Raw genomic sequence first — 19339 nt, forward strand, 5'->3', positions numbered from 1 at the left:
CCTCTTTCGCACCGTGGCCGCTCATCCATAGTCGGCTTTACAGGTGGTCGCTCAGGCGCTTGATGGCGTGCAGATCTTCGCGGAACCGATCGATTTCCTCGCGCTTGCGCCCCTCGTCGGGAATGCGAAGGAGGTAGGACGGATGAACGGTGGTGTAGAGGGCGCGGCCGTCATCGAGATCGACCTTGCGGCTCCGATAGTCCCCGAGTTTCTCGGCATGGTTCATGACGGAGGTCAGCGCCGTTGCGCCCATGGCGACCACCAGCTTTGGCTGGATCAACTCAAGTTCCAGCTTGAGCCACCAGCGGCAGGCCCGGATTTCGCCCATGTTGGGTTTCTGGTGGATTCGCCGCTTGCCGCGTGGCTCGTACTTGAAATGCTTCACTGCGTTGGTGACGTAAGCCTGTTTGCGATCGAGATCGACCTCACCTGCGATGGTGTCGAACATCTTCCCGGCAGGTCCGACAAAGGGTTTTCCTGCAAGGTCCTCCTGATCGCCCGGCTGCTCGCCGACGAACATGAGCTTCGCGTCGTCAGGACCTTCGCCGAACACGGTTTGCGTCGCCTTGCAGTATAAGGGGCAGCGGGTGCAATCGCGGGCCTCGGCGCGTGCGGCGTCGAGGGTTCCGGGAAGGGCGGTGCTTTCCTCGGTCTTCGGCATGGCGGCTTCCCGTACTCTGGTGTGAAAGGTCGGTGGGTCTTTCATGGCCTGTTTCGCCATTTCGCGCACCCGTTCCTCCGCGCCGGCGATCAGGCCGGGAATGAGGTCTGCTTCCGGAAGGTTCTTCCAGTACTTCTTCGGCATTTCCGACTGCATGGCCTTCACCTTCAGCCGGGCCGGATTGAAGATGTTGCTGTAGTAGGTGCGCCACAGTGTGTCCGCATCATCGGTCAGCTTGGGGTCGTCCGCCGGCTCGGACGTCACGGTCAGTGTCGTTCCATCCCAAACAGCGGATCCTTTCGGCGTGGCGATGATCCAGTCCATATCCGTGAAACGCCGCTGGAAGAAAGGCGCAACGCGAGCAACGATGAAATGATCCGGCTCGAACCAGGCAAAAAATCGCCTGCGGCCGATCGCAATGCTGCCGGTTTCCAGGGAGACGGGATGGACGATGACGTCCATGATATCCGTCGTTGATGTGCCGGCACCAATCTCCTTGAAGCGGACGAAAGCTTTCATCTTGTGGCTATCGCGCCGAACGGACTTTTCCATCGCCTGCAAACGCACGACATCGGCGTCGGAAACGATATCTAGCAGATTGCGCTCTGACTGCAGACGCCAGAGCGTGCGATAGAGAAGACCAAAGCGGCCGGGATCAGAATGGCAGATCACCGTTTCGGCAAGCGTCATGAAAGCGCGGGGAACGGTGATCTGCATCGGTGATGCCGATCGGGCGCCCTCCCGTTCTTCGTCAAGGTTCGCAGGCACCGGCGTGACCTCGGCAAATAGGTCTGTGGCGATACCCTGTCTTTCGCGCCAGTCCACGGCGGTCGGCAACGTTCCCGCCATCAGGAGGCGGCGTGCTGCATCCCGCCATTCACCAAAGTCGCCTTTGCCATCGAGCATGACGGCTTGCCTCTCGATGAGCGGCGGCATCAGAGCAGGACCAGTTGTTCCGGTTTGGGCTCGAACATCGTGCGCAGATCTGGACGATCGATGAGCCGGGATGGCGTCCAGCCTTCTGCAACGATAAAGGCTTGGACCTTCTTCAGCGACACCTTGAGGCGTGCAAGATCTTCCAATCGCAAGGTGCGATGCCGGCGTGCGGACAGGATGGCGCGAACGATCTTGGTACCGAAGCCGGGAACGCGGAGCAGCATCTCGCGATCCGCCTTGTTGATGTCGACGGGAAAACGCTGCCGGTTGGCCAGAGCCCAGGCAAGCTTTGGATCGAGATCGAGATCCAGCATGCCGTCGGGCTGGTCGCGCGTGATCTCTTCGATGCCGAAGCCGTAGAAGCGGTAGAGCCAGTCGGCCTGGTAGAGCCGGTGCTCGCGCATCAGAGGTGGCTTGACAAGGGGCAGGTTGCGCGAGGCATCGGGGATCGGGCTGAAGGCGGAGTAGTAGACGCGACGCAGTCCATAGCTGCCGTAAAGCCGGGCGCTGGTCCCCAGGATGACGCTGTCGTTCGCCTGGTCGGCCCCGACAATCATCTGCGTGCTCTGGCCGGCGGGAGCGAAGCGCCGGGTCCGCTTGGTCTGCAGCGTGGGATCACGCATCTCCTCGATCTTCAGGCGAAGATCGCCCATCGATTTGCGGATGCCGTCCGGTCGTTTCTCCGGCGCATAGCGCGTGAGGCCCGCATCGGTCGGCAGTTCGATGTTGATCGACAGACGGTCGGCATAGAGCCCGGCCTCCTCGATCAGCGCGGGCGACGCTTCCGGGATCGACTTCAGATGAATGTATCCGCGGAAGTTATGCGTCACGCGCAGCTCGCGAGCGATGCGCACCATTTCCTCCATCGTATGATCCGACGAGCGGATGATGCCGGACGAGAGAAACAGGCCTTCGATGTAATTTCGCCGATAGAATTCGAGCGTCAGCCAGATCACTTCCTCAACCGAAAAACGCGCCCGCTCGACATTGCTGGACGAACGGTTGATGCAGTAGGCGCAGTCGTAGATGCAGAAATTCGTCATCAGGATCTTGAGCAGCGAAATGCATCGCCCATCTGGCGCATAGGCGTGACAGATGCCGGACCCCTCGGTAGAGCCGAGGCCGCCGCTTGCCGACGAATTGCGTTTCGTCGTGCCGCTGGAGGCGCAGGATGCATCGTATTTGGCGGCATCCGAGAGGATGGCCAAACGCTCTTTCAGCGATTTTTTCATAGTGTTCTACATATGTTCTTTTGGTGCAAACGTCAATGTTACGTGCGTTGACGCTTTCATTTTCGGAACGATCGGCGGCGCGCTTCGTTAACAGGTCGAACCCGTCGTGACATTCGCATGCGGGGTCACCGGCCAACGCGCCGTGACCGGACGCAACGTGACAAACAACAAGGAGCAGGCTCATGCCTTCCATCAAGGACTCTAAAATTCTCATTCTCGCCACCGATGGTTATGAACGGTCGGAACTGCGTGTTCCCTATGACGGCTTGAAAAAGCAGGGTGCAACCGTGAAGATCGCCTCGATTGGCAAGACCAGCATCAAGAGCTGGGACGAAAAGGATTGGGGCGACAGCATGGATGTCGATCTCGAAGCCAAGGATGTGAACATCGCAGATTTCGACGCATTGGTTCTGCCGGGCGGCCAGATCAACCCGGACAAGCTGCGCGTCGAAGACGAAGCCTTGCGGATCGTGCGTGAGTTCGTCTCCTCTGGTAAGGTCGTCGCTGCCATCTGTCATGCGCCGTGGCTTCTGGTCGAGGCCGGCGCCGTCAAGGGCCGCAAGGTTACCTCGTTCGCGTCGATCAAGACCGATGTGGTCAACGCCGGTGGCCTGTGGTCAGACGAGGCCGTGGTGACCGACAAGGGCATTATCACCTCCCGCAATCCCGGCGATCTCGATGCCTTCGTGGCAAAGATCGTCGAGGAAGTTGAAGAAGGTCTTCATGACCGCAAGGCAGCCTAAGGTCTGTCCCTGAAAGATCTGACCGGCTCCATTTCAGAATGGGGCCGGTTTTTTTGTGCTTGGTTGTCTGCTGACCCGGAGCGGGATGGCTCTGCGATTATCCTATGCCGAACTGAGGCCATCCTACGCTGAACGGAGGCGGTGGCGGGACCATCTCCGGTGCACGACGCTTGCGAAGCCGAAACGAGACAGGCAAAAGGGTGCATGATGTCTATGTCCGACCGCCACCCCCATCGCCTGCGCCGCTCCGTGCTCTGCGTGCCCGCCGACAATGATCGTGCGCTTGCAAAGATGGCAAGCCTCTCGCCCGATGCGGTTATCTACGATCTGGAAGATGCCGTGCTTCCGGAGCACAAGTTGGAGGCCCGCCAAGCGCTGGTGCGCCATCTTGGGCAGTCAACGCAGACCATGCCGGGCGTCGAACAGATCGTCCGGATCAACAGTCTGGCCTCGGGTTTCGGCGAAGCGGATCTTCAAGCTCTTTCCGTCTGCCGGTTTGATGCGGTTCTTGTGCCCAAGGTGGAGGGGCCGCGGGATATTCTCGACATCGCCGAAGGCTGGGACGAGGGTGATGCGCTTGATGATCTGCGGCTTTGGGCAATGATCGAGACGCCAAGGGGCGTTCTCAATGTGGCGGCGATCGCGGAAACAGGGCGCACGCGCGGCGGGCGGCTCGATTGCTTGATCCCCGGCCTCAACGATCTGCGCAAGGAGACAGGCGTCGCGGCTCTTTCCGGACGCACCTATCTCGTCCCCTGGCTCATGCAGATCCTTCTCGCGGCGCGGGGAAGCGGGCTCGATGCTCTCGATGCCGTCTTCAACGATATTGCCGATGCGGAAGGCTTTGCCCGGGAGTGTGCGGCGGGTCGTGATATGGGGTTTGACGGCAAGATGCTGATCCATCCGCAGCAGATCGCGCCGGCGAACACCGCTTTCGGACCTTCCGCTGCCGAAGAGGCGGAAGCCCGAGAGATCGTCATGGCCTTCGATCATCCGGACAATGCCGGCAGATCGGTCATCGTGCACAAGGGCAAAATGGTCGAAACACTGCATCTCGACCAAGCGCTTGCCTGCCTTGCCAAGGTCGAGGCCATCAAACGAAGAGGGAAACCCACATGAAACTCTACCGCTTTCTCACGGGTCCAGACGATGCGAGCTTCTGCCACAAGGTGACGGCCGCTCTCAACAAGGGCTGGGATCTGCACGGCTCACCGACGTACACCTTCAACGCAGACGCGCAGATCATGCAGTGTGGCCAGGCAGTGGTGAAAGATGTCGACGGCAAGGATTACGTGCCCGACATGAAGCTGTCCGAGCAATAGGCAGACGCACGATTTACATGGCATGCGGCGGGTTCATTACCCGCCGACATGCTCCACGCTTGCCTCGATCCGCTCCATATCGTCGTCAGACAAACCGAAATGATGGCCGATCTCATGGATGAGGACATGGGTGATGATATCGCCCAGCGTCTCGTCGTTTTCGGCCCAGTAGTCGAGGATCGGCCGGCGATACAGCGTGATCCGGTTCGGCATCGTACCGGTTTCCATGGTAAAACGCTCGCCGATACCGCGCCCCTCAAACAGCCCCAGCAGATCGAAGGGCGTTTCCAGCGCCATGTCTTCGAAGACATCGTCATCCGGAAAGTCTTCGATCTCGATGATCAGGTCAGTGGCCAGCAGCCGGAATTCCTCCGGCAGGTGCCCATAGGCTTCCAGCGTCAGGGACTCGAACGTGCTGATGGTCGGCGCATGGCGCTCACGCCAATCGTCGCTTTGGTCAATCCGGGCCATGGATACTCCTTGTCCGTTTATATAGCCATTTCCTCGGTCATTTCGAGAAGCAATTCATACCGTCAGGCGATTGTGCAGAATCTGCGGAATCTTTTCCCAGCTGCGTTGACTCTTTTTTGAAGCTCTGGAATCAATAAGAACATAACAGGAACGTATAGGAGCTGACTGCCATGGCTGAAAACGCTGTGCCGCGGGAGACGGTGCTCGCCCTGCGCGACGCCATTGCCCGCTTGGAACGAGACAGGCCCTCCGGTTCCTGTCTTGCCACTACAAGGACGGAGGGCGAAAAAGCCGGGTTTTCCGCGTCCGGCCTTTCTCCGACCGCGCACGAAGAAACGCTGCCGCTTGGCGTTCCCGCGCTTGATCATGCCATGTCCGGCGGGCTTCCGCTCAAGGGTCTGAGCGAGATCCGCGTGGCGGAAACACGTGATGCCGGTGCCGCTACGGGCTTCACGCTTGGACTTGCCGCCCTTTGCCAGGCACGGCGCAAGGCGCGGGGTGAACTCGGGCCTATTCTCTGGATTTCCGAAACGATGGCGGAAAAAGAGGCCGGCGAGCCTTACGGGGTCGGCCTGTCGCTTCTCGGCATCGATCTGCGCGCCGCACTGTTCTCAAGGCCGCGCAATCTCCAGCAGGCCTTGTGGATTGCCGAGGCAGCGCTTGGATTTTCCGTCTTCTCCGCCGTCATTCTGGAGATCCGCGGCAATCCGGCGCGTCTCGGACTTCAGGAGAGCCGACGGCTGCAGTTGCGATCGATGGGCAGCGGCGTGCCGATTTTTCTGCTGCGCCAAGCCGGGGAGGAGGAGGCAAGTAGCGCGCATCTCCGCCTTCTCGTACGTCCTGCCCCTGCATCCCTGTTCATGCTGCCGGATGGAACGATGCTTTCGACCGGCATCGGGCATCCCGCCTTTCACGTGATTGCCGAGAAGACGCGGGCCTTTTCCCCTGTTGATGCCTACCTTGAATGGAGTTCCCATGCGCGCCGGTTCTACCCTCTCGACCCCGTCGCCGTCTCTCTTCCGGCACACGCAGCGGATCCTGTCGCTGTCCTTCCCGCATCTGTCGGCCGACCGGGTGGCGCGCCGGCGCTGGGGCGCGTCATGGCTTTCAAACGGGCGTCCTGATCATCCGCCGGTGGTGTTCTCGGACAAGGTCGAAAATGCCATGCGGATCGTGGCGCTCGACAGTCTGGCCGAGCGCCTGCGGTTGAAGCGGGGGCAAGGTGTCGCCGAAGCCCGCGCCATGCATCCGCGTCTCGATGTGCTGCCGGCCGATCCTGCCGCTGACCAGAGCTTTCTCTCAGGCTTGGCTGACTGGTGCGATCGCTATACGCCGCTGGTTGCCTATGCTGGTGCCGACGGTCTGGCGCTCGACATCACCGGCTGCACCAAACTGCATGGTGGAGAGAAAGCCCTGCTCGACGATGTCTTGTCGCGCCTTTTCCAGCTTGGCGTTGAGGCGCGGGGGGCGATTGCGGCCTCTCCCGGCCTGTCTTGGGCTCTTGCCCGATTTTCCGGCAATGATGTCATCGAAGCAGGAGAGGAGGCTGTCGCGCTCGGGCCTTTGCCCGTGACGGCGCTTCGACTGCCGCAGGCCCTCACGGATACGCTGATCAGACTGGGGCTGACGCAGGTTGGAGATCTCATGGAAGCGCCGAGAGCGGCCCTTGCCCGACGCTTCGGACCGCTCGTCTTCCTTCGGCTCGACCAGGCGCTCGGGCATGACGACGAACCGCTGTCTCCGCGCCGGCCTGTGGCCGAGCTTTCGGTCGAACGCAGGCTGATATCGCCGGTTTCGGGCGAAGATGACATCCTCGGACTGGCGCTGCAGCTCGCCGATGGCCTGAAGGGGCGCCTCGAGGAGCGGGGAGAGGGCGGGCGCCAGTTCGAACTTCTGCTTTTCCGCGTCGACGGCAAGGTATTCCGGTTGCTCGCCGGCACATCGTCTCCGTTGCGGGATCCAAAGCGCATCGCTGCGCTCTATCGGGAACGGCTTGCCGCCGTGCATGACGATCTGGATGCCGGTTATGGCTTCGAGATCTTGCGGCTTTGCGTGCTCAAGGCCGAGCCGATCTCCTCCGTTCAGGATGATTTTTCGGGACGACCCGACCAAAGCCGCGCCCTTGCCGACTTCACGGACCGCGTCGTCGCTCGTTTTGGAGACGAGGTGCTGTCGGTTGCCGTTCTCGCGGCAAGCCATATTCCCGAGCGGGCGGCAAGCCTTCGGCCCGCCCGCGATGCTGCGTCTCCGGCAGCCAAAGGGCTTCAAGCCGAGGAATGGCCGGTTGTGCCGGTGCGGCCCCTGCGTCTTCTGACGCATCCCGAGCGCGTGGAGGTGCCCGTCGCCGATGTTCCGGACGGTGCACCGGAACGGTTTTTCTGGCGGCGGACCGCGTATCGGGTTGCCCGGGCGGAAGGCCCGGAGCGCATTGCTGCGGAATGGTGGATCGACGGCGAAGACGCGCCGACGCGCGATTATTTTCGCATCGAGGACGAGACGGGGCGCCGGTTCTGGATGTTCCGCAATGGATTGTTCCAGCGCGAGCGGATGCATCCCGACTGGTTCATGCACGGCATTTTCGCATGACCCGCGCTGCTCCCCGAAAGGGACGGGACGGCAGCGACGGCGTGACGAACAACACGCCGCCTGTCTTTTACGAATGGGGCGCCTGTACCAATTTCTCCTTTCTGCGTGGCGCTTCGGGCGCCAAGGAAATGGTGGTCACGGCCAAGCGCATCGGCCTGAAGGGCTTGGGGATCGCCGATCGCAACACGGTTTCGGGTGTCGTTCGGGCTCATGCAGAGGCCCGAGAGGAAAAATTTCCTTTCCAGCCTGGGGCGCGCCTCGTCTTTGCCGATGGCTCCCCGGATATGCTCGCCTATCCGCGCAACCGGAAGGGATGGGCGCACCTCTGCCGTCTTCTGAGCGCGGGCAATCTGCGTGCCGACGACAAGGGCCACTGCACGCTCTTTCTGCCTGATCTCCTCGCATGGCAGGAACATCTGCAGGTGATCGTGATGAAGGGCCGCACCGGATGGAGCGCTCCCGGAGAAGCCTCTGGCGGCTTGCCGCTCGCCCGCGGAAAAGTGACCGACGCGTCCGCGGGAGCGGTCGCAGACGTTCGGACCGACGATGCATCTTGCGGAAACGATGACTGGGCGGTGCTCGGTCATACCCTGAGAACGCTACAGCCTCTCATGAAGGGCCGGCTTTTCCTCGGCATGACGCCGCGCTATGACGGGTTCGACGCGCAGGATTTCGCGGCTCTTGCAGCCCTTGCCGACAGCACGGATGTGCGCCTCATCGCCACGAACGACGTGCTCTACCACGCTCCCGACAGCCGACCGCTGGCCGACGTCATGACGGCCATCCGCGAGCATGTGACGATTGCAGAGGCCGGCTTCCGACTGCAGGCCAATGCCGAGCGGTTCCTCAAGGCTCCCGGCGAGATGGTCCGTATCTTCCGTGACTATCCCCAGGCCGTTGCCAACACGGAGCGGTTCTTCAAGACGCTCGATTTCACGCTCGACGAACTGAAGCACAATTATCCGGACGAGGCCGGTCCGGGCGAGACATCGTCGCAGGCGCTCGAGCGGCTGGTGCGGGAAGGCGCGGCGCGGCGATATCCTCAGGGCGTGTCGGAGGCCGTGGAAACCAAGATCGCCTATGAACTCGATCTCATTCGCAAGAAGCAATACGAGCCTTATTTTCTCACCGTCCATCGCCTGGTGACCTTTGCGCGATCGAAAGGCATTCTTTGCCAGGGGCGCGGATCCGCGGCCAATTCGTCCGTCTGCTACTGTCTTCATGTGACGGAGGTCGATCCAGTCAAGTTCACTCTCCTCTTTGATCGCTTTCTCTCCGTGGATCGCGACGAGCCGCCGGATATCGATATCGACTTCGAGCATGCACGGCGCGAAGAGGTGATCCAGTTCATCTACGACACCTACACCAAGGAGCATGCCGGCATCGCTGCTGCTGCTATCAGTTATCGCGCGCGCTCGGCTGGGCGCGAGGTGGCCAAGGTGTTCGGCTTTTCCGAGGATGTGCAGACGGCGCTTGCGGCCTCCATCTGGGGCTGGTGGACATCGTCCTTCACGAACGAACAGGCCAAGGCGGCCGGGCTCGACCTGTCGGATCCCACTGTGATGCGCATGTTCACCTATGCCGGACGGCTGATGGACATGCCGCGGCACCTGTCCCAGCATGTCGGCGGTTTCGTCATCACGCATGACCGGCTCGACGAGGTCGTGCCGATCATGCCGACGGCCATGCCCGGCCGCTACATGATCGAGTGGAACAAAGACGATCTCGACACGCTCAAGATCCTCAAGGTCGACGTTCTCGCGCTCGGGATGCTCACCTGTCTCGCCAAGGCCTTCCGCATGCTGGAGACCCATTATGGCAAGCAGATGCTGCTGTCTCAGGTCTACGACACCGAGCTCGACTATGTAAAAGACGACAACCCGGTCTACGACATGATCTGTCGTGCCGATACGGTGGGGGTTTTCCAGATCGAGAGCCGGGCGCAGATGAGCATGCTACCGCGGCTTCGACCGCGGGAATTCTACGATCTGGTGATCGAGGTGGCGATCGTCCGGCCGGGTCCCATTCAGGGTGACATGGTGCATCCCTACCTCAAGCGCCGGGAGGCAAAGCTGCGAGGCGAGGCGATCCCCTATGAGAGCCTGGAGCTGAAGACCGTGCTAAAGCGGACGCTGGGTGTGCCGCTGTTCCAGGAGCAGGCCATGCAGATCGCGATGACGGCGGCCAAGTTCACCGCGGCGGAAGCGGATCAGTTGCGCCGCGCCATGGCCACCTTTCGCCGATCGGGGCTGGTCGCGAATTTCGAGACTAAGATGATCGAAGGCATGGTCAAGAACGGTTACAATCGCGAGTTCGCCGTCCGCTGCTTCAACCAGATCAAGGGATTTGGAGAATACGGATTTCCCGAAAGCCATGCCGCTTCCTTTGCGCTCCTTGTCTATGCCTCCTGCTGGTTCAAGACCTTCTATCCCGATATCTTCTGCGCAGCCCTGCTCAACGCCCAGCCGATGGGGTTCTATGCGCCGGCCCAGCTCGTGCGCGACGCCCGCGAGCACGGCGTCCAGATCCGTGCCGTCGATATCAATCTGTCCGACTGGGAAACGATCCTGGAGGGAAACGAACCCCAGGACAGCAATGATGGAAGCGTTGCCCGACCCGATTTCGACCCCCGAGCGATCGATCCCCGCCACCGCGATATGCGCAACGTCATCCTGACGCAATACGCCGTCCGCCTCGGCTTTCGGCTGGTGAAGGGATTGAGAGAAGACGACATGGCGCGTCTGGTGGCCCATCGCGGCGCGGGATATGTCTCGATCTACGATCTCTGGCTGCGGTCAGGATTGACGCGCAGCGTGCTCGAACGCCTGGCGGATGCCGATGCGTTCGGATCGCTCGGGATCGATCGCCGCCGCGCGCTCTGGGACATCAAGGCGCTCGATGAAAAGGCGCCCGCCGAACGCTTGCCGCTCTTTGCCGCGGCGGGAGAGGCAGACTTGAGAGTGGATCCTGCCATGCGTCTTCCGATCATGCCGGCCGGCGAAGAGGTGGTGAACGACTACAGGGCCCTGTCGCTTTCGCTGAAGGCGCATCCGGTCTCCTTCATGCGGGAAGCGTTCGCACGGGATAGCGTGGTGGCATGCCGGAGCCTTGCGACCACGCGTCCGGGGCGTCGCGTCACGGTGGCCGGCCTTGTTCTGGTGCGGCAGCGGCCGGGATCTGCGAAAGGCGTGATCTTCATGACACTGGAAGACGAGACGGGTGTCGCCAATATCATCGTCTGGAAAGCCGTCTTCGAAACGTTCCGTGCCGTCGTCATGGGCGCGCGGCTCGTCAAGGTCACCGGGCGTCTCCAGAGCCAGAACGGGGTCATCCATGTCGTTGCGGAAAGCCTGGACGACATGACCGAGGCACTGGGTCTGCTGAAGAGCGAGGCACGCCGCTTTGCCGTCAACGAAAGAGCGGACGAGGTACTGCGCCCTACGGTCGATCAGAGGCAGAAGGGCGATGCGCGGGAACAGGCCCTGCGCGAGCGCGCCCGTCGTGAGGCGCGACGGAAGTCCGGCCTGATGGAAACGGCGCAGGTGATGCCCAAGGGTCGCAACTTCCATTAAACCTGCGCGCAATGCATCTTCTGTCGGCCACCGATACATGCGTGCAAGCGGCTGGGTGCTGCCGTGCCGACACTGGCTTAGACCGCTCTCTGGAAATGACCTGCCCAATCGACCGAGATCAAGCTGCTACCGCTACCGCGCGCCCGGCGGCACTTGCCGATCATCCTTCGACTACGTTATCTCCTTGGAATTGTTCTAAACTAAGGCTTGCGCGATCACAGGCTTTTTTCTTGACACCAATTATCTTGTTTGTTTACTGCTGCCTCAGCGAGGATGCGAAGACAGGCAAGACGTCATGCTGGTTTGCAGTTGCAATTTCATCTCCGAGAAGGAGATAGAGGATACGATCACCGCCCTTCTCGATGAGGATTGTTGGCAGCTGATCGTGCCTGCAAAAGTCTATCACGCGATGGAGAAGCGCGGGCGTTGCTGCGGCTGCTTCCCCAATGTGGTCGACCTGATTATCCGGACCACGGAACGCTATCACGCCGTGCGGCACTCGACGGATGACCAGATATTTGATTTCATGACCCGTCTCAAAAAATTTCACGAGGAAAACAGGAGAGCGGATCTTGAAAGGCGACACAAGGGTCATCGAGCGGCTTAACGAAGCCCTCTATCTCGAGCTAGGGGCGGTCAATCAGTACTGGCTGCACTTCCGCCTGCTCGAGGACTGGGGTTACACGCTCCTGGCAAAGAAGGAGCGTGCCGAGTCCATCGAGGAAATGCACCACGCCGATAAGCTGATCGCGCGCATTATCTTTCTCGACGGTCATCCCAATCTGCAGACCGTCGGCCCGCTCCGCATCGGGCAAAACGTCAAGGAAGTCCTTGAGGCCGATCTTGCCGGTGAATACGATGCTCGCAATGCCTACAAGGAGTCGCGCGACATCTGTCACGCGGCGGGCGACTATGTCTCCATGAAGCTTTTCGAAGAACTGCTGATGGACGAGGAAGGCCATATCGACTTCCTCGAAACGCAGCTCCAACTGTTCAATTCGATCGGTGCCGAGAAATACGGACAGCTGAATGCGACCTCCGCCGACAAGGCCGAGGTCGGCAGCGAAGACGCCTGATACAGGATGTCGAGAGGTGCGGCGTTCATGACGCCGTACCTCTTGCTGACAGCGGTAGCGCCGGTTCTGATCCTCTTCGCCGCCTCAACGCTTTCTCGTCGTCTCCGTTGCCAGATGCGCGAAAGTGGAAACAACAGTGTCATACACTGCGCGCTTGAAAGGCACGATAAGCCCGGGAAGGTCGGTCATCGGCTTCCAGGCCCATTCCTCGAATTCGGCTTCGTGTCCACCGGGCGGTGGGTTGATAGCAATCTCGCTGTCGTCGCCGTGGAAACGGAAGGCAAACCAGCGCTGGGTCTGACCCCGGAATTTCCCCTTCAGTCCGATTCCGATCAGGTGGGTCGGTAGGTCGTAGTTGATCCAGTCCGGCGCTTCCATCAGCAGCGACACGCTGCGCATGCCTGTCTCCTCATAAAGCTCACGCTTTGCCGCTTCCAGCGGATCTTCTCCCTTGTCAATGCCGCCTTGCGGCATCTGCCAGAGTTGCCCCGATCCGTCATATTCGGAGTTGCCCAAGGGAATACGCCGACCGGCCCAGACGAGGCCCTGGTCGTTCAGCACCATGATCCCGACGCAAGGCCGATATGGGAGATCTTCGGCGCGGAGAGGCGGGGTCTTGCCGGTCTTGCTCATCATCTATCCTCAGGGCATGTGGCGGCTGTCTGGCAGCACGCGCGGACTTCCGTTCAGTTTCGCTTCGTGTCCTTGACCAGCGCAGAGACGCCGACGAATTCGATGCCACGCTTTTCCGCCTCATCCATCCATTGCGCAATAGCCGAAACGCTTTCGTCGAAGGCCGATGCCGTGCCGATGGCGGTGCCGTTGCGTCTTGCGATTCGCTCGAGGTCGTCGAGCTTGCGCAGAATAGCGGTCCGGTCGAGCTGTGTATCCACCACGACGTCGCCGAACGCATAGGGCACATTCAGGGCGTCGCCGAGCGTCGATGTCAACGATTGCGCCGAGGTGCCGTCGTCGAGAAACAGCAGACCGCGTTGCCCGATATCGCGCATTACGGGTTCGAGCGCCTCCGCGTTCGACAGAAAGCGGCCACCGAGAAAATTCATGATGCCGGTATAGTTGGTGATCTTGCCGAGCGCGTCGTGCAGCTGTGCGAGATTCTGCCGTGCGCCGTCGCCAACCAGCAGGGTCTGCGGCCCGGGGTTGTTCGTGGGATAGTCGAAGGGCTCCAGCGGCACTTGCAAAAGGATTTCGTGGCCTGTCCGGCGCGCCTCCTGCATCCAGCGTTGCAGGCTGTTGCCGGATGCGGCAAAAGCCAGGGTCGCCGCCGGGGGAAGCGTGCGAATGGCACTTTGCGTGCCCGTCTGGCTCAATCCCATGCCGCCGATGACAAGCGCGATTCGTGTTCCGCGCGCACCCGACCAGGGGCGAGCATATTGATCCATCGGCCGCAGCCCGTCGGGCCCGATCACGGGCAGGCGACCCTCCGGAGCATCCTCGAGAAGCAATTCGTTCGGCTGTGCTGCCATGCGCGGATCCTGTCCCCGCACGGGCCCGACCTCGATGATGGCAGGACCGTTCTTGCCACGCTGACCCGGGGAATAGGTCGTCACCACATTGCCGTTGTCCAGGAGCGTGCGGTTGATGCTCGCACCCGATGATGCCGCTTCGCCCGTGGATCGGGATCCGGCCTTTACTGGATCCTTTAGGCTATCTTCGGTTTGCCCGGCAGACGGCGCCGCGGCGATCTCGGTCGAGGCAGGCAGTGGCGCTGGCGGGAGCAGGCCGAGGGGGGTCATCCATGCAAAGACGGTCACGCCGGCAATGGCCGTCGCGAACAGGCCAAGCGCCACCCGCCCCTTGCGCAGCCGCGTCCTGGTCTTTGCCGGGCGCCTGTTCTGCCCGAGCGGTGCATTGAGATCCGTGCCCAAAATTGTCCTCTACTTTTGATGCATGTCGCCCGAAAACGCTGCACGCTTTCGGGCGACATGCATCAGCGAACGTGATACCGCGCCAAGCTTGCGCGTCGCCGGACATGCAAAAACGCCGCCCGGGGGCCGGACGGCGTTTCAGGCATTTGCAACGGTCTCTTCGGCTTCAGGGTGCGAGTTCGGCCTTCTGCGGATTCGCCGGGAAGCTCGGATCGCTCTTCTTGCCGCGCAGCAGGTCCAGCGCGTAGTTCAGCTGTATATCGTCCTTGGGTTCCGGCGGAACATAAGCAACGGAGCCGGAGCCCTCCTGCGTCTCGTTCTGGCCCTGGATATGGCCGCGCAGACTCGACTCGCTGGTGTTCTCGACCTTGCCGAGAAGCTCCGGCGGAAGAGGCTGCTCCACCTTGATATCAGGCGAGATGCCTGTGCCCTGGATCGATTTGCCCGATGGCGTGTAATAGAGCGCCGTCGTCAGGCGAAGCGCCCCGGCCTCGCCGAGCGGGATGATCGTCTGGACGGAACCCTTGCCGAAAGACCGCGTTCCGAGAACGGTTGCGCGCTTCAGATCCTGAAGGGCACCGGCGACAATTTCCGATGCGGACGCCGAACCGCCGTTGACGAGAACGATGACCGGCTTGCCGTCGGTCAGGTCGCCCGGCGTCGCATTGAAGCGACGGGTTTCGTCCGCGTTGCGGCCGCGCGTGGAGACCACTTCGCCACGCTCGAGGAAGGCGTCGGAAACGTTGATCGCCTGATCGAGCAGGCCGCCCGGGTTCAGGCGAAGGTCGAGCACATAGCCTTTCAGCTTGTCGGCAGGCACGTCCTTCTTGATCTTCTCGATCGCGTTCTTCAGGTCGTCATAGGTTTTTTCAGTGAACGAAATGACGCGGACGTAGCCGACATCGCCTTCGACACGCGACTTGACGGCGCGGACCGCGATGACATCGCGAACGATCGTCAGTTCGATCGGCTTGTCGGCGCCCTTGCGCAGGATGGTCAGCTTGATCGGCTTGCCGACCGCGCCGCGCATCTTGTCGACCGCCTCTTCGAGCTTCAGGCCGCGAACATCCTGGCCATCGATCTTGGAAATGAAGTCGCCGGCGAGAACACCGGCCTTGGCGGCAGGCGTATCGTCGATCGGGCTCGTGACCTTGACCAGCTCGTCTTCCATCGTGACTTCGATGCCGAGACCGCCGAATTCACCCTTGGTCTGGGTGCGCATGTCTTCTGCGTCGGTGGCATTCATGTAGCTCGAATGCGGATCAAGGGACGAGAGCATGCCGTTGATGGCGTTCTCGATCAGCTTGTCGTCCTGCGGCGGCGTCACATATTGGGCCCGCACGCGCTCGAAGACGTCGCCGAAGATCGACAGTTCGCGATACGTCGACGGATTGGCCGCAACGGCCGGAACGACCGCAGAGTAGACGACGCTCATTGCCGTCGCGCCCATCAACGCCCCGACCAGAACTAGTGAAGCCCTACGAATCATTTCGTACCTTTCCGGTGTCTGAGGCGGTCCACCATGGTCGAGAATCAACCGGTTTACCGTCTTTTCTGAATTCAATGTAAAGCGTTGGTCGATCTGTTTCCAGCGCCAAAGCCGCAGCACTCGCCACTCTTTTCGTTCCCATCTGACCGAGCGGCTCGCCGGCAACGACGAACTGGCCGGGCTGGACGGCAACCGTCTCCATTCCAGACAAAACAACAAGATAGCCATCGCCCGGATTGAGGATGATCATCTGCCCGTAGCTGCGGAATGCGCCGGAGAACATGACCCATCCATCTGCCGGTGCGGTAACCAGCGCGCCCGCTTCGGTTCGCAGCATCATGCCTTGCGAGGAATGCCCAGTTCCATCGTCGTCGCCGTATCGGCGCAGGACGGAGCCGGCGACGGGAAAGGCGAGTTTCTTCTGCAACTCGGAAAATTCATATGCCGGGGCAATACGGTTTTTGTCGGGCACCGCATTGCGCGCCAGCGCGCGCGCTGCCTCGCGATCCGCCTCCGACAGTCGCGCCCGTGCTTCTTCGTCCGCACGGGCCGCTTCGGCCGCGGCCCGAACAGAGCCGATTTCGCTTTCGAGCGAGCCGATCAGGCCCTGAAGGCTTGTTGCCTGCGAGGCCAGTTGCTCTGCCTTGCGACGTTCGGCAGCCAGTTCCGTGGCGTTGCTGCTTTTGAGCTTTTCCTTCTCGGCGACCAGCATGTTCATCCGCCGCTCTTCCTCCAGCCGCGCGGTCATGTCGTTTCCAAGCGCCTGCTTCTGGGTGACGATGTCTGAGCGCAGGCCGGCAAGGGCCTGAAGATCGGCAGCAAGATTTTCCGTTTCGTGGCGGATACCCGGCACGACGGCGCCCAGCAGAATGGCACTCCGGACAGAGCCAAGGGCATCTTCCGGCGTAACAAGAAGGGCAGGCGGCGGGTTGCGGCCCATTCGCTGCAGCGCGGCGAGAACCTCGGCCAGCACGCCACGCCGCGCCTTCAGCGACTGGTGAACGGTGTCTTCGCGCACGCGCAGGTCCGCCAGCTTCGTCTCGCCATCGGCAATCTGCTGTTCGAGCGTCTGGCGCTTGCCCGCGGACTCCACCAGGGCCTGGCGAAGGGCCGCATTGGTCTTCTCGATATCTGCGATCTCGGACTGAAGCGCGAGCGCTCGCTCTTGCGATAGGCTGATGGTCTTTGAGAGCGCGTCGAGTTCGATGCGGGTGTTGTTGCGCCTCTGGGACAAGGCAGCCGCAGGATCCTCCGGTGCGGCGATGGCGGGACGATCGCCACGCTCGGCCTCCTGCGCCTGCGCTGGGCTATCGATCCCGATAAGCGCGACGAGGACCGCCGACAGACGAAGCGCATGGCCGGGGCGATCAATCGGCAGACTCATCCGATCGCCCGACTTGCCCTTTCCACGTCTCTTCTGCCGGTTCCAGATCATCCCGCCATCTGCCGTCTTCCGCCTTGTCCGAAGCTTGTCAGCGCGCATGGTCAAAGCCATTTGCCACAAATGCGGCGCACGCATGGCCGGAAGACCGATGGCGCATGCCTGATAGCCGCGCGAACCGGTGTTTAGACGCGGTGGTAAGGGTGTCCGGACAGAATGGTGACAGCGCGATAGAGCTGCTCGGCAATGAGGATGCGAACAAGCTGGTGCGGCCATGTCAGACGGCCGAGGCAGATGACGGCGTCCGCCCGGGCGTGGAGGTCAGGGTCGAGCCCGTCCGCCCCTCCGATTGCGATCGTTATGTCGCGTTTTCCCTGATCACGGAACCCGCCGACAAGCTCTGCAAAGGCGGGGGAGTCCAGGTGCTTGCCGCGTTCGTCCAAGAGAATGAGAAGACCCGCTTCAGGCAGAGATTTCAGCAGCTGAGCAGCTTCCTCTCGCTTGCGCATCTCACTGGAGGAGGCCCGGCTTTCCGCGATTTCCGTCATTCGCCCTGCTTCGAGCCCGATGGCCGGACCGGCTTTGGCGAAGCGGTCGAGATAGCGCGCCGCAAGATCCTTCTCCGGGCCGGCTTTCAGGCGCCCGACAGCAAAAAGTCCAATTTTCAACCCTCTGGCCTCCGGCACAGCATTTGCGGGCCGACACCGGGATGTCGGCTTTGGTCCGGACGCTGGACATCCGCCGCATGCAACGATCGCTGTGCAGCTGCAACAGCTCTCGACGCACGTTTACAGGCAACGCCGACGACGTGGCGTCAGGATACTGACATCAAGGATCAGTGGCGTGTGCCGTCGTCCATTTCAGGGGCCGCCCACATCCGCTCGATATTGTAGAACTCGCGGATTTCAGGACGGAACACGTGAATGATGATATCGCCAGCATCGATCAGAACCCAATCCGCTGTTTCCAAGCCTTCAACCCGGGGAGCGCCCAAGCCGTCGTCCTTCATGTCGGAAACCAAGTGATCGGAGATGGCTGCAACATGACGGCTCGATCGCCCGGAGACCACAACCATGTAGTCGCCCAGCGCCGATTTTCCGGCAATGTTGATCGTGACAATATCTTCTGCCTTTGAGTCCTCGAGGCTGGCGAGAACCAGTTGGAGCGCGCGGTCGGCGGCATCGTCGCCACGTTCCGTGCTTTTCGGGAAGATGCGGGTGACATTTCCCTTGGCGTGTACTGTTGTCAGAGTATTTCCTTTCCCAATGACCAGAACATGCACGTTCGGCACATCTTGCGCCGGGCAACCGCTTGTCGGACAGTCACCTTGATAAATGTAGTCATCAAAGCCTTAAGGTTTCAAGACGCAGGCAAAAAGATCGTCAGCCCCGCACAGGCTTGGCCGCCCGCAAGGCCGTCGAGCTCAGCGGAGAACGTGGACCATGAAGGAACGTCCAGGCTGGTGCAGGGCGTCGGGCCAGAAGAGCGGCATCTTCCTCATCGACGCGGGCATAGTCGAAGGTTTGCGCCATTTTCGAGGAGAGGTAGGCCAGGGTCGCGCCGGGCCGATCGACGACAGCGATGGGAACGCTGCGGGCAATCTCCTGCCAGCGCTGCCAGCGATCGAATGTCTTCAGATTGTCAGCGCCCATAACCCAAACGAAATGAATGGCCGGATTGCGGGCACGGATCTTTTCGAGTGTTCGCGCCGTGTAGCTTTGCCCGAGTGTATGCTCGAAGGCCGTCACCTTGATGCGCGGACTTTCCGTGATGGCTTCGCTCAGGGCGATACGGTCGGAAAGCGGCGCAAGTTCACGTCGGCTTTTCAGGGGGTTGCCCGGTGTCACCATCCACCAGAGCTGGTCGAGCCGCAGCCGCCGCAAGGCGATGTCGGCCACCAGCACATGCCCGTCATGCGGCGGGTTGAACGAGCCGCCGAAAAGGCCGACCGTCATCCCCGGCTCGACATGCGGCATCCGCA

At 61.3% G+C, this 19339-nt stretch carries 18 protein-coding genes; 8 read left to right on the plus strand and 10 right to left on the minus strand.

The window, feature by feature from the left end; all coding sequences use genetic code 11:
* Positions 1-37: 37 nt before the first annotated feature.
* Both ASG25_RS18425 and ASG25_RS18430 read right to left on the minus strand, forming a co-directional pair.
* A complete protein-coding gene (locus tag ASG25_RS18425) occupies positions 38-1567 on the minus strand; it encodes a UdgX family uracil-DNA binding protein (protein WP_244479446.1) in 1530 nt (509 codons plus the stop codon).
* A 29-nt stretch (positions 1568-1596) separates the two neighbouring features.
* On the minus strand, positions 1597-2829 hold the full coding sequence (locus tag ASG25_RS18430) for a putative DNA modification/repair radical SAM protein (protein WP_062477498.1): 1233 nt from the start codon (positions 2827-2829) through the stop codon (positions 1597-1599).
* A gap of 182 nt (positions 2830-3011) precedes the next feature.
* Between ASG25_RS18430 and ASG25_RS18435 the strand changes: the two genes are divergently transcribed.
* From ASG25_RS18435 to ASG25_RS18445, 3 genes are all read left to right on the plus strand, one after another.
* Positions 3012-3572, plus strand: coding sequence for a type 1 glutamine amidotransferase domain-containing protein (locus ASG25_RS18435; protein ID WP_062477501.1), 561 nt, complete (start codon positions 3012-3014; stop codon positions 3570-3572).
* A 207-nt stretch (positions 3573-3779) separates the two neighbouring features.
* Positions 3780-4691: a CoA ester lyase gene (locus ASG25_RS18440; protein WP_062478050.1), complete on the plus strand. Its 912-nt coding sequence runs from the start codon at positions 3780-3782 to the stop codon at positions 4689-4691.
* Positions 4688-4894 (plus strand): DUF1737 domain-containing protein, encoded by a 207-nt coding sequence (locus ASG25_RS18445; RefSeq protein ID WP_062477504.1) that lies wholly within the window; start codon positions 4688-4690, stop codon positions 4892-4894. Before ASG25_RS18440 ends, ASG25_RS18445 begins: the two co-directional genes overlap by 4 nt.
* 36 nt (positions 4895-4930) lie before the next feature.
* Here the strand turns inward: ASG25_RS18445 and ASG25_RS18450 are convergent, their stop codons facing one another.
* On the minus strand, positions 4931-5365 hold the full coding sequence (locus ASG25_RS18450; protein WP_062477507.1) for a metallopeptidase family protein: 435 nt from the start codon (positions 5363-5365) through the stop codon (positions 4931-4933).
* Positions 5366-5535: 170 nt separating this feature from the next.
* On the opposite strand from ASG25_RS18450, the gene ASG25_RS23510 reads away from it, so the two are divergent.
* From ASG25_RS23510 to bfr, 5 genes are all read left to right on the plus strand, one after another.
* The gene (locus tag ASG25_RS23510; RefSeq protein ID WP_062477509.1) at positions 5536-6489 is read left to right on the plus strand and encodes a hypothetical protein; all 954 of its coding nucleotides are present in this window, start codon (positions 5536-5538) and stop codon (positions 6487-6489) included.
* Positions 6440-7951 carry a DNA polymerase Y family protein gene (locus ASG25_RS18460; protein ID WP_277996164.1) on the plus strand — a complete coding sequence of 504 codons (1512 nt, stop codon included), beginning with the start codon at positions 6440-6442 and terminating at the stop codon, positions 7949-7951. Before ASG25_RS23510 ends, ASG25_RS18460 begins: the two co-directional genes overlap by 50 nt.
* Complete coding sequence (locus tag ASG25_RS18465; protein ID WP_082480353.1) at positions 7948-11523, plus strand: error-prone DNA polymerase; 3576 nt, start codon at positions 7948-7950, stop codon at positions 11521-11523. Before ASG25_RS18460 ends, ASG25_RS18465 begins: the two co-directional genes overlap by 4 nt.
* A 295-nt stretch (positions 11524-11818) precedes the next feature.
* Complete coding sequence (locus ASG25_RS18470; protein WP_062477511.1) at positions 11819-12130, plus strand: (2Fe-2S)-binding protein; 312 nt, start codon at positions 11819-11821, stop codon at positions 12128-12130.
* Positions 12096-12599: a bacterioferritin gene (gene bfr / locus ASG25_RS18475; RefSeq protein WP_062477514.1), complete on the plus strand. Its 504-nt coding sequence runs from the start codon at positions 12096-12098 to the stop codon at positions 12597-12599. Before ASG25_RS18470 ends, bfr begins: the two co-directional genes overlap by 35 nt.
* 84 nt (positions 12600-12683) lie before the next feature.
* Here bfr and ASG25_RS18480 read toward each other — a convergent pair whose 3' ends face one another.
* The 7 genes from ASG25_RS18480 to ASG25_RS18510 form a co-directional block, all read right to left on the minus strand.
* On the minus strand, positions 12684-13232 hold the full coding sequence (locus ASG25_RS18480; protein WP_062477517.1) for an RNA pyrophosphohydrolase: 549 nt from the start codon (positions 13230-13232) through the stop codon (positions 12684-12686).
* 53 nt (positions 13233-13285) lie between these two features.
* Positions 13286-14488 (minus strand): divergent polysaccharide deacetylase family protein, encoded by a 1203-nt coding sequence (locus ASG25_RS18485; protein WP_062477520.1) that lies wholly within the window; start codon positions 14486-14488, stop codon positions 13286-13288.
* Positions 14489-14654: 166 nt separating this feature from the next.
* Positions 14655-15977, minus strand: coding sequence for a S41 family peptidase (locus ASG25_RS18490; RefSeq protein WP_062477523.1), 1323 nt, complete (start codon positions 15975-15977; stop codon positions 14655-14657).
* Positions 15967-17361 carry a murein hydrolase activator EnvC gene (locus ASG25_RS18495; protein WP_062478059.1) on the minus strand — a complete coding sequence of 465 codons (1395 nt, stop codon included), beginning with the start codon at positions 17359-17361 and terminating at the stop codon, positions 15967-15969. Before ASG25_RS18495 ends, ASG25_RS18490 begins: the two co-directional genes overlap by 11 nt.
* A 182-nt stretch (positions 17362-17543) precedes the next feature.
* Positions 17544-18026, minus strand: a complete 483-nt coding sequence (rlmH, locus tag ASG25_RS18500) for a 23S rRNA (pseudouridine(1915)-N(3))-methyltransferase RlmH (RefSeq protein ID WP_062477526.1) — start codon at positions 18024-18026, stop codon at positions 17544-17546.
* Between the two features lie 167 nt (positions 18027-18193).
* Positions 18194-18640 carry a ribosome silencing factor gene (gene rsfS / locus ASG25_RS18505; RefSeq protein WP_062478062.1) on the minus strand — a complete coding sequence of 149 codons (447 nt, stop codon included), beginning with the start codon at positions 18638-18640 and terminating at the stop codon, positions 18194-18196.
* Positions 18641-18740: 100 nt separating this feature from the next.
* Positions 18741-19334, minus strand: coding sequence for a nicotinate-nucleotide adenylyltransferase (locus ASG25_RS18510; protein WP_062478066.1), 594 nt, complete (start codon positions 19332-19334; stop codon positions 18741-18743).
* Positions 19335-19339 lie beyond the last annotated feature (5 nt).

Origin of the sequence: Rhizobium sp. Leaf384 (assembly GCF_001424065.1) — a bacterium.
In the GTDB taxonomy this organism is placed as follows: Bacteria; Pseudomonadota; Alphaproteobacteria; order Rhizobiales; family Rhizobiaceae; genus Ferranicluibacter.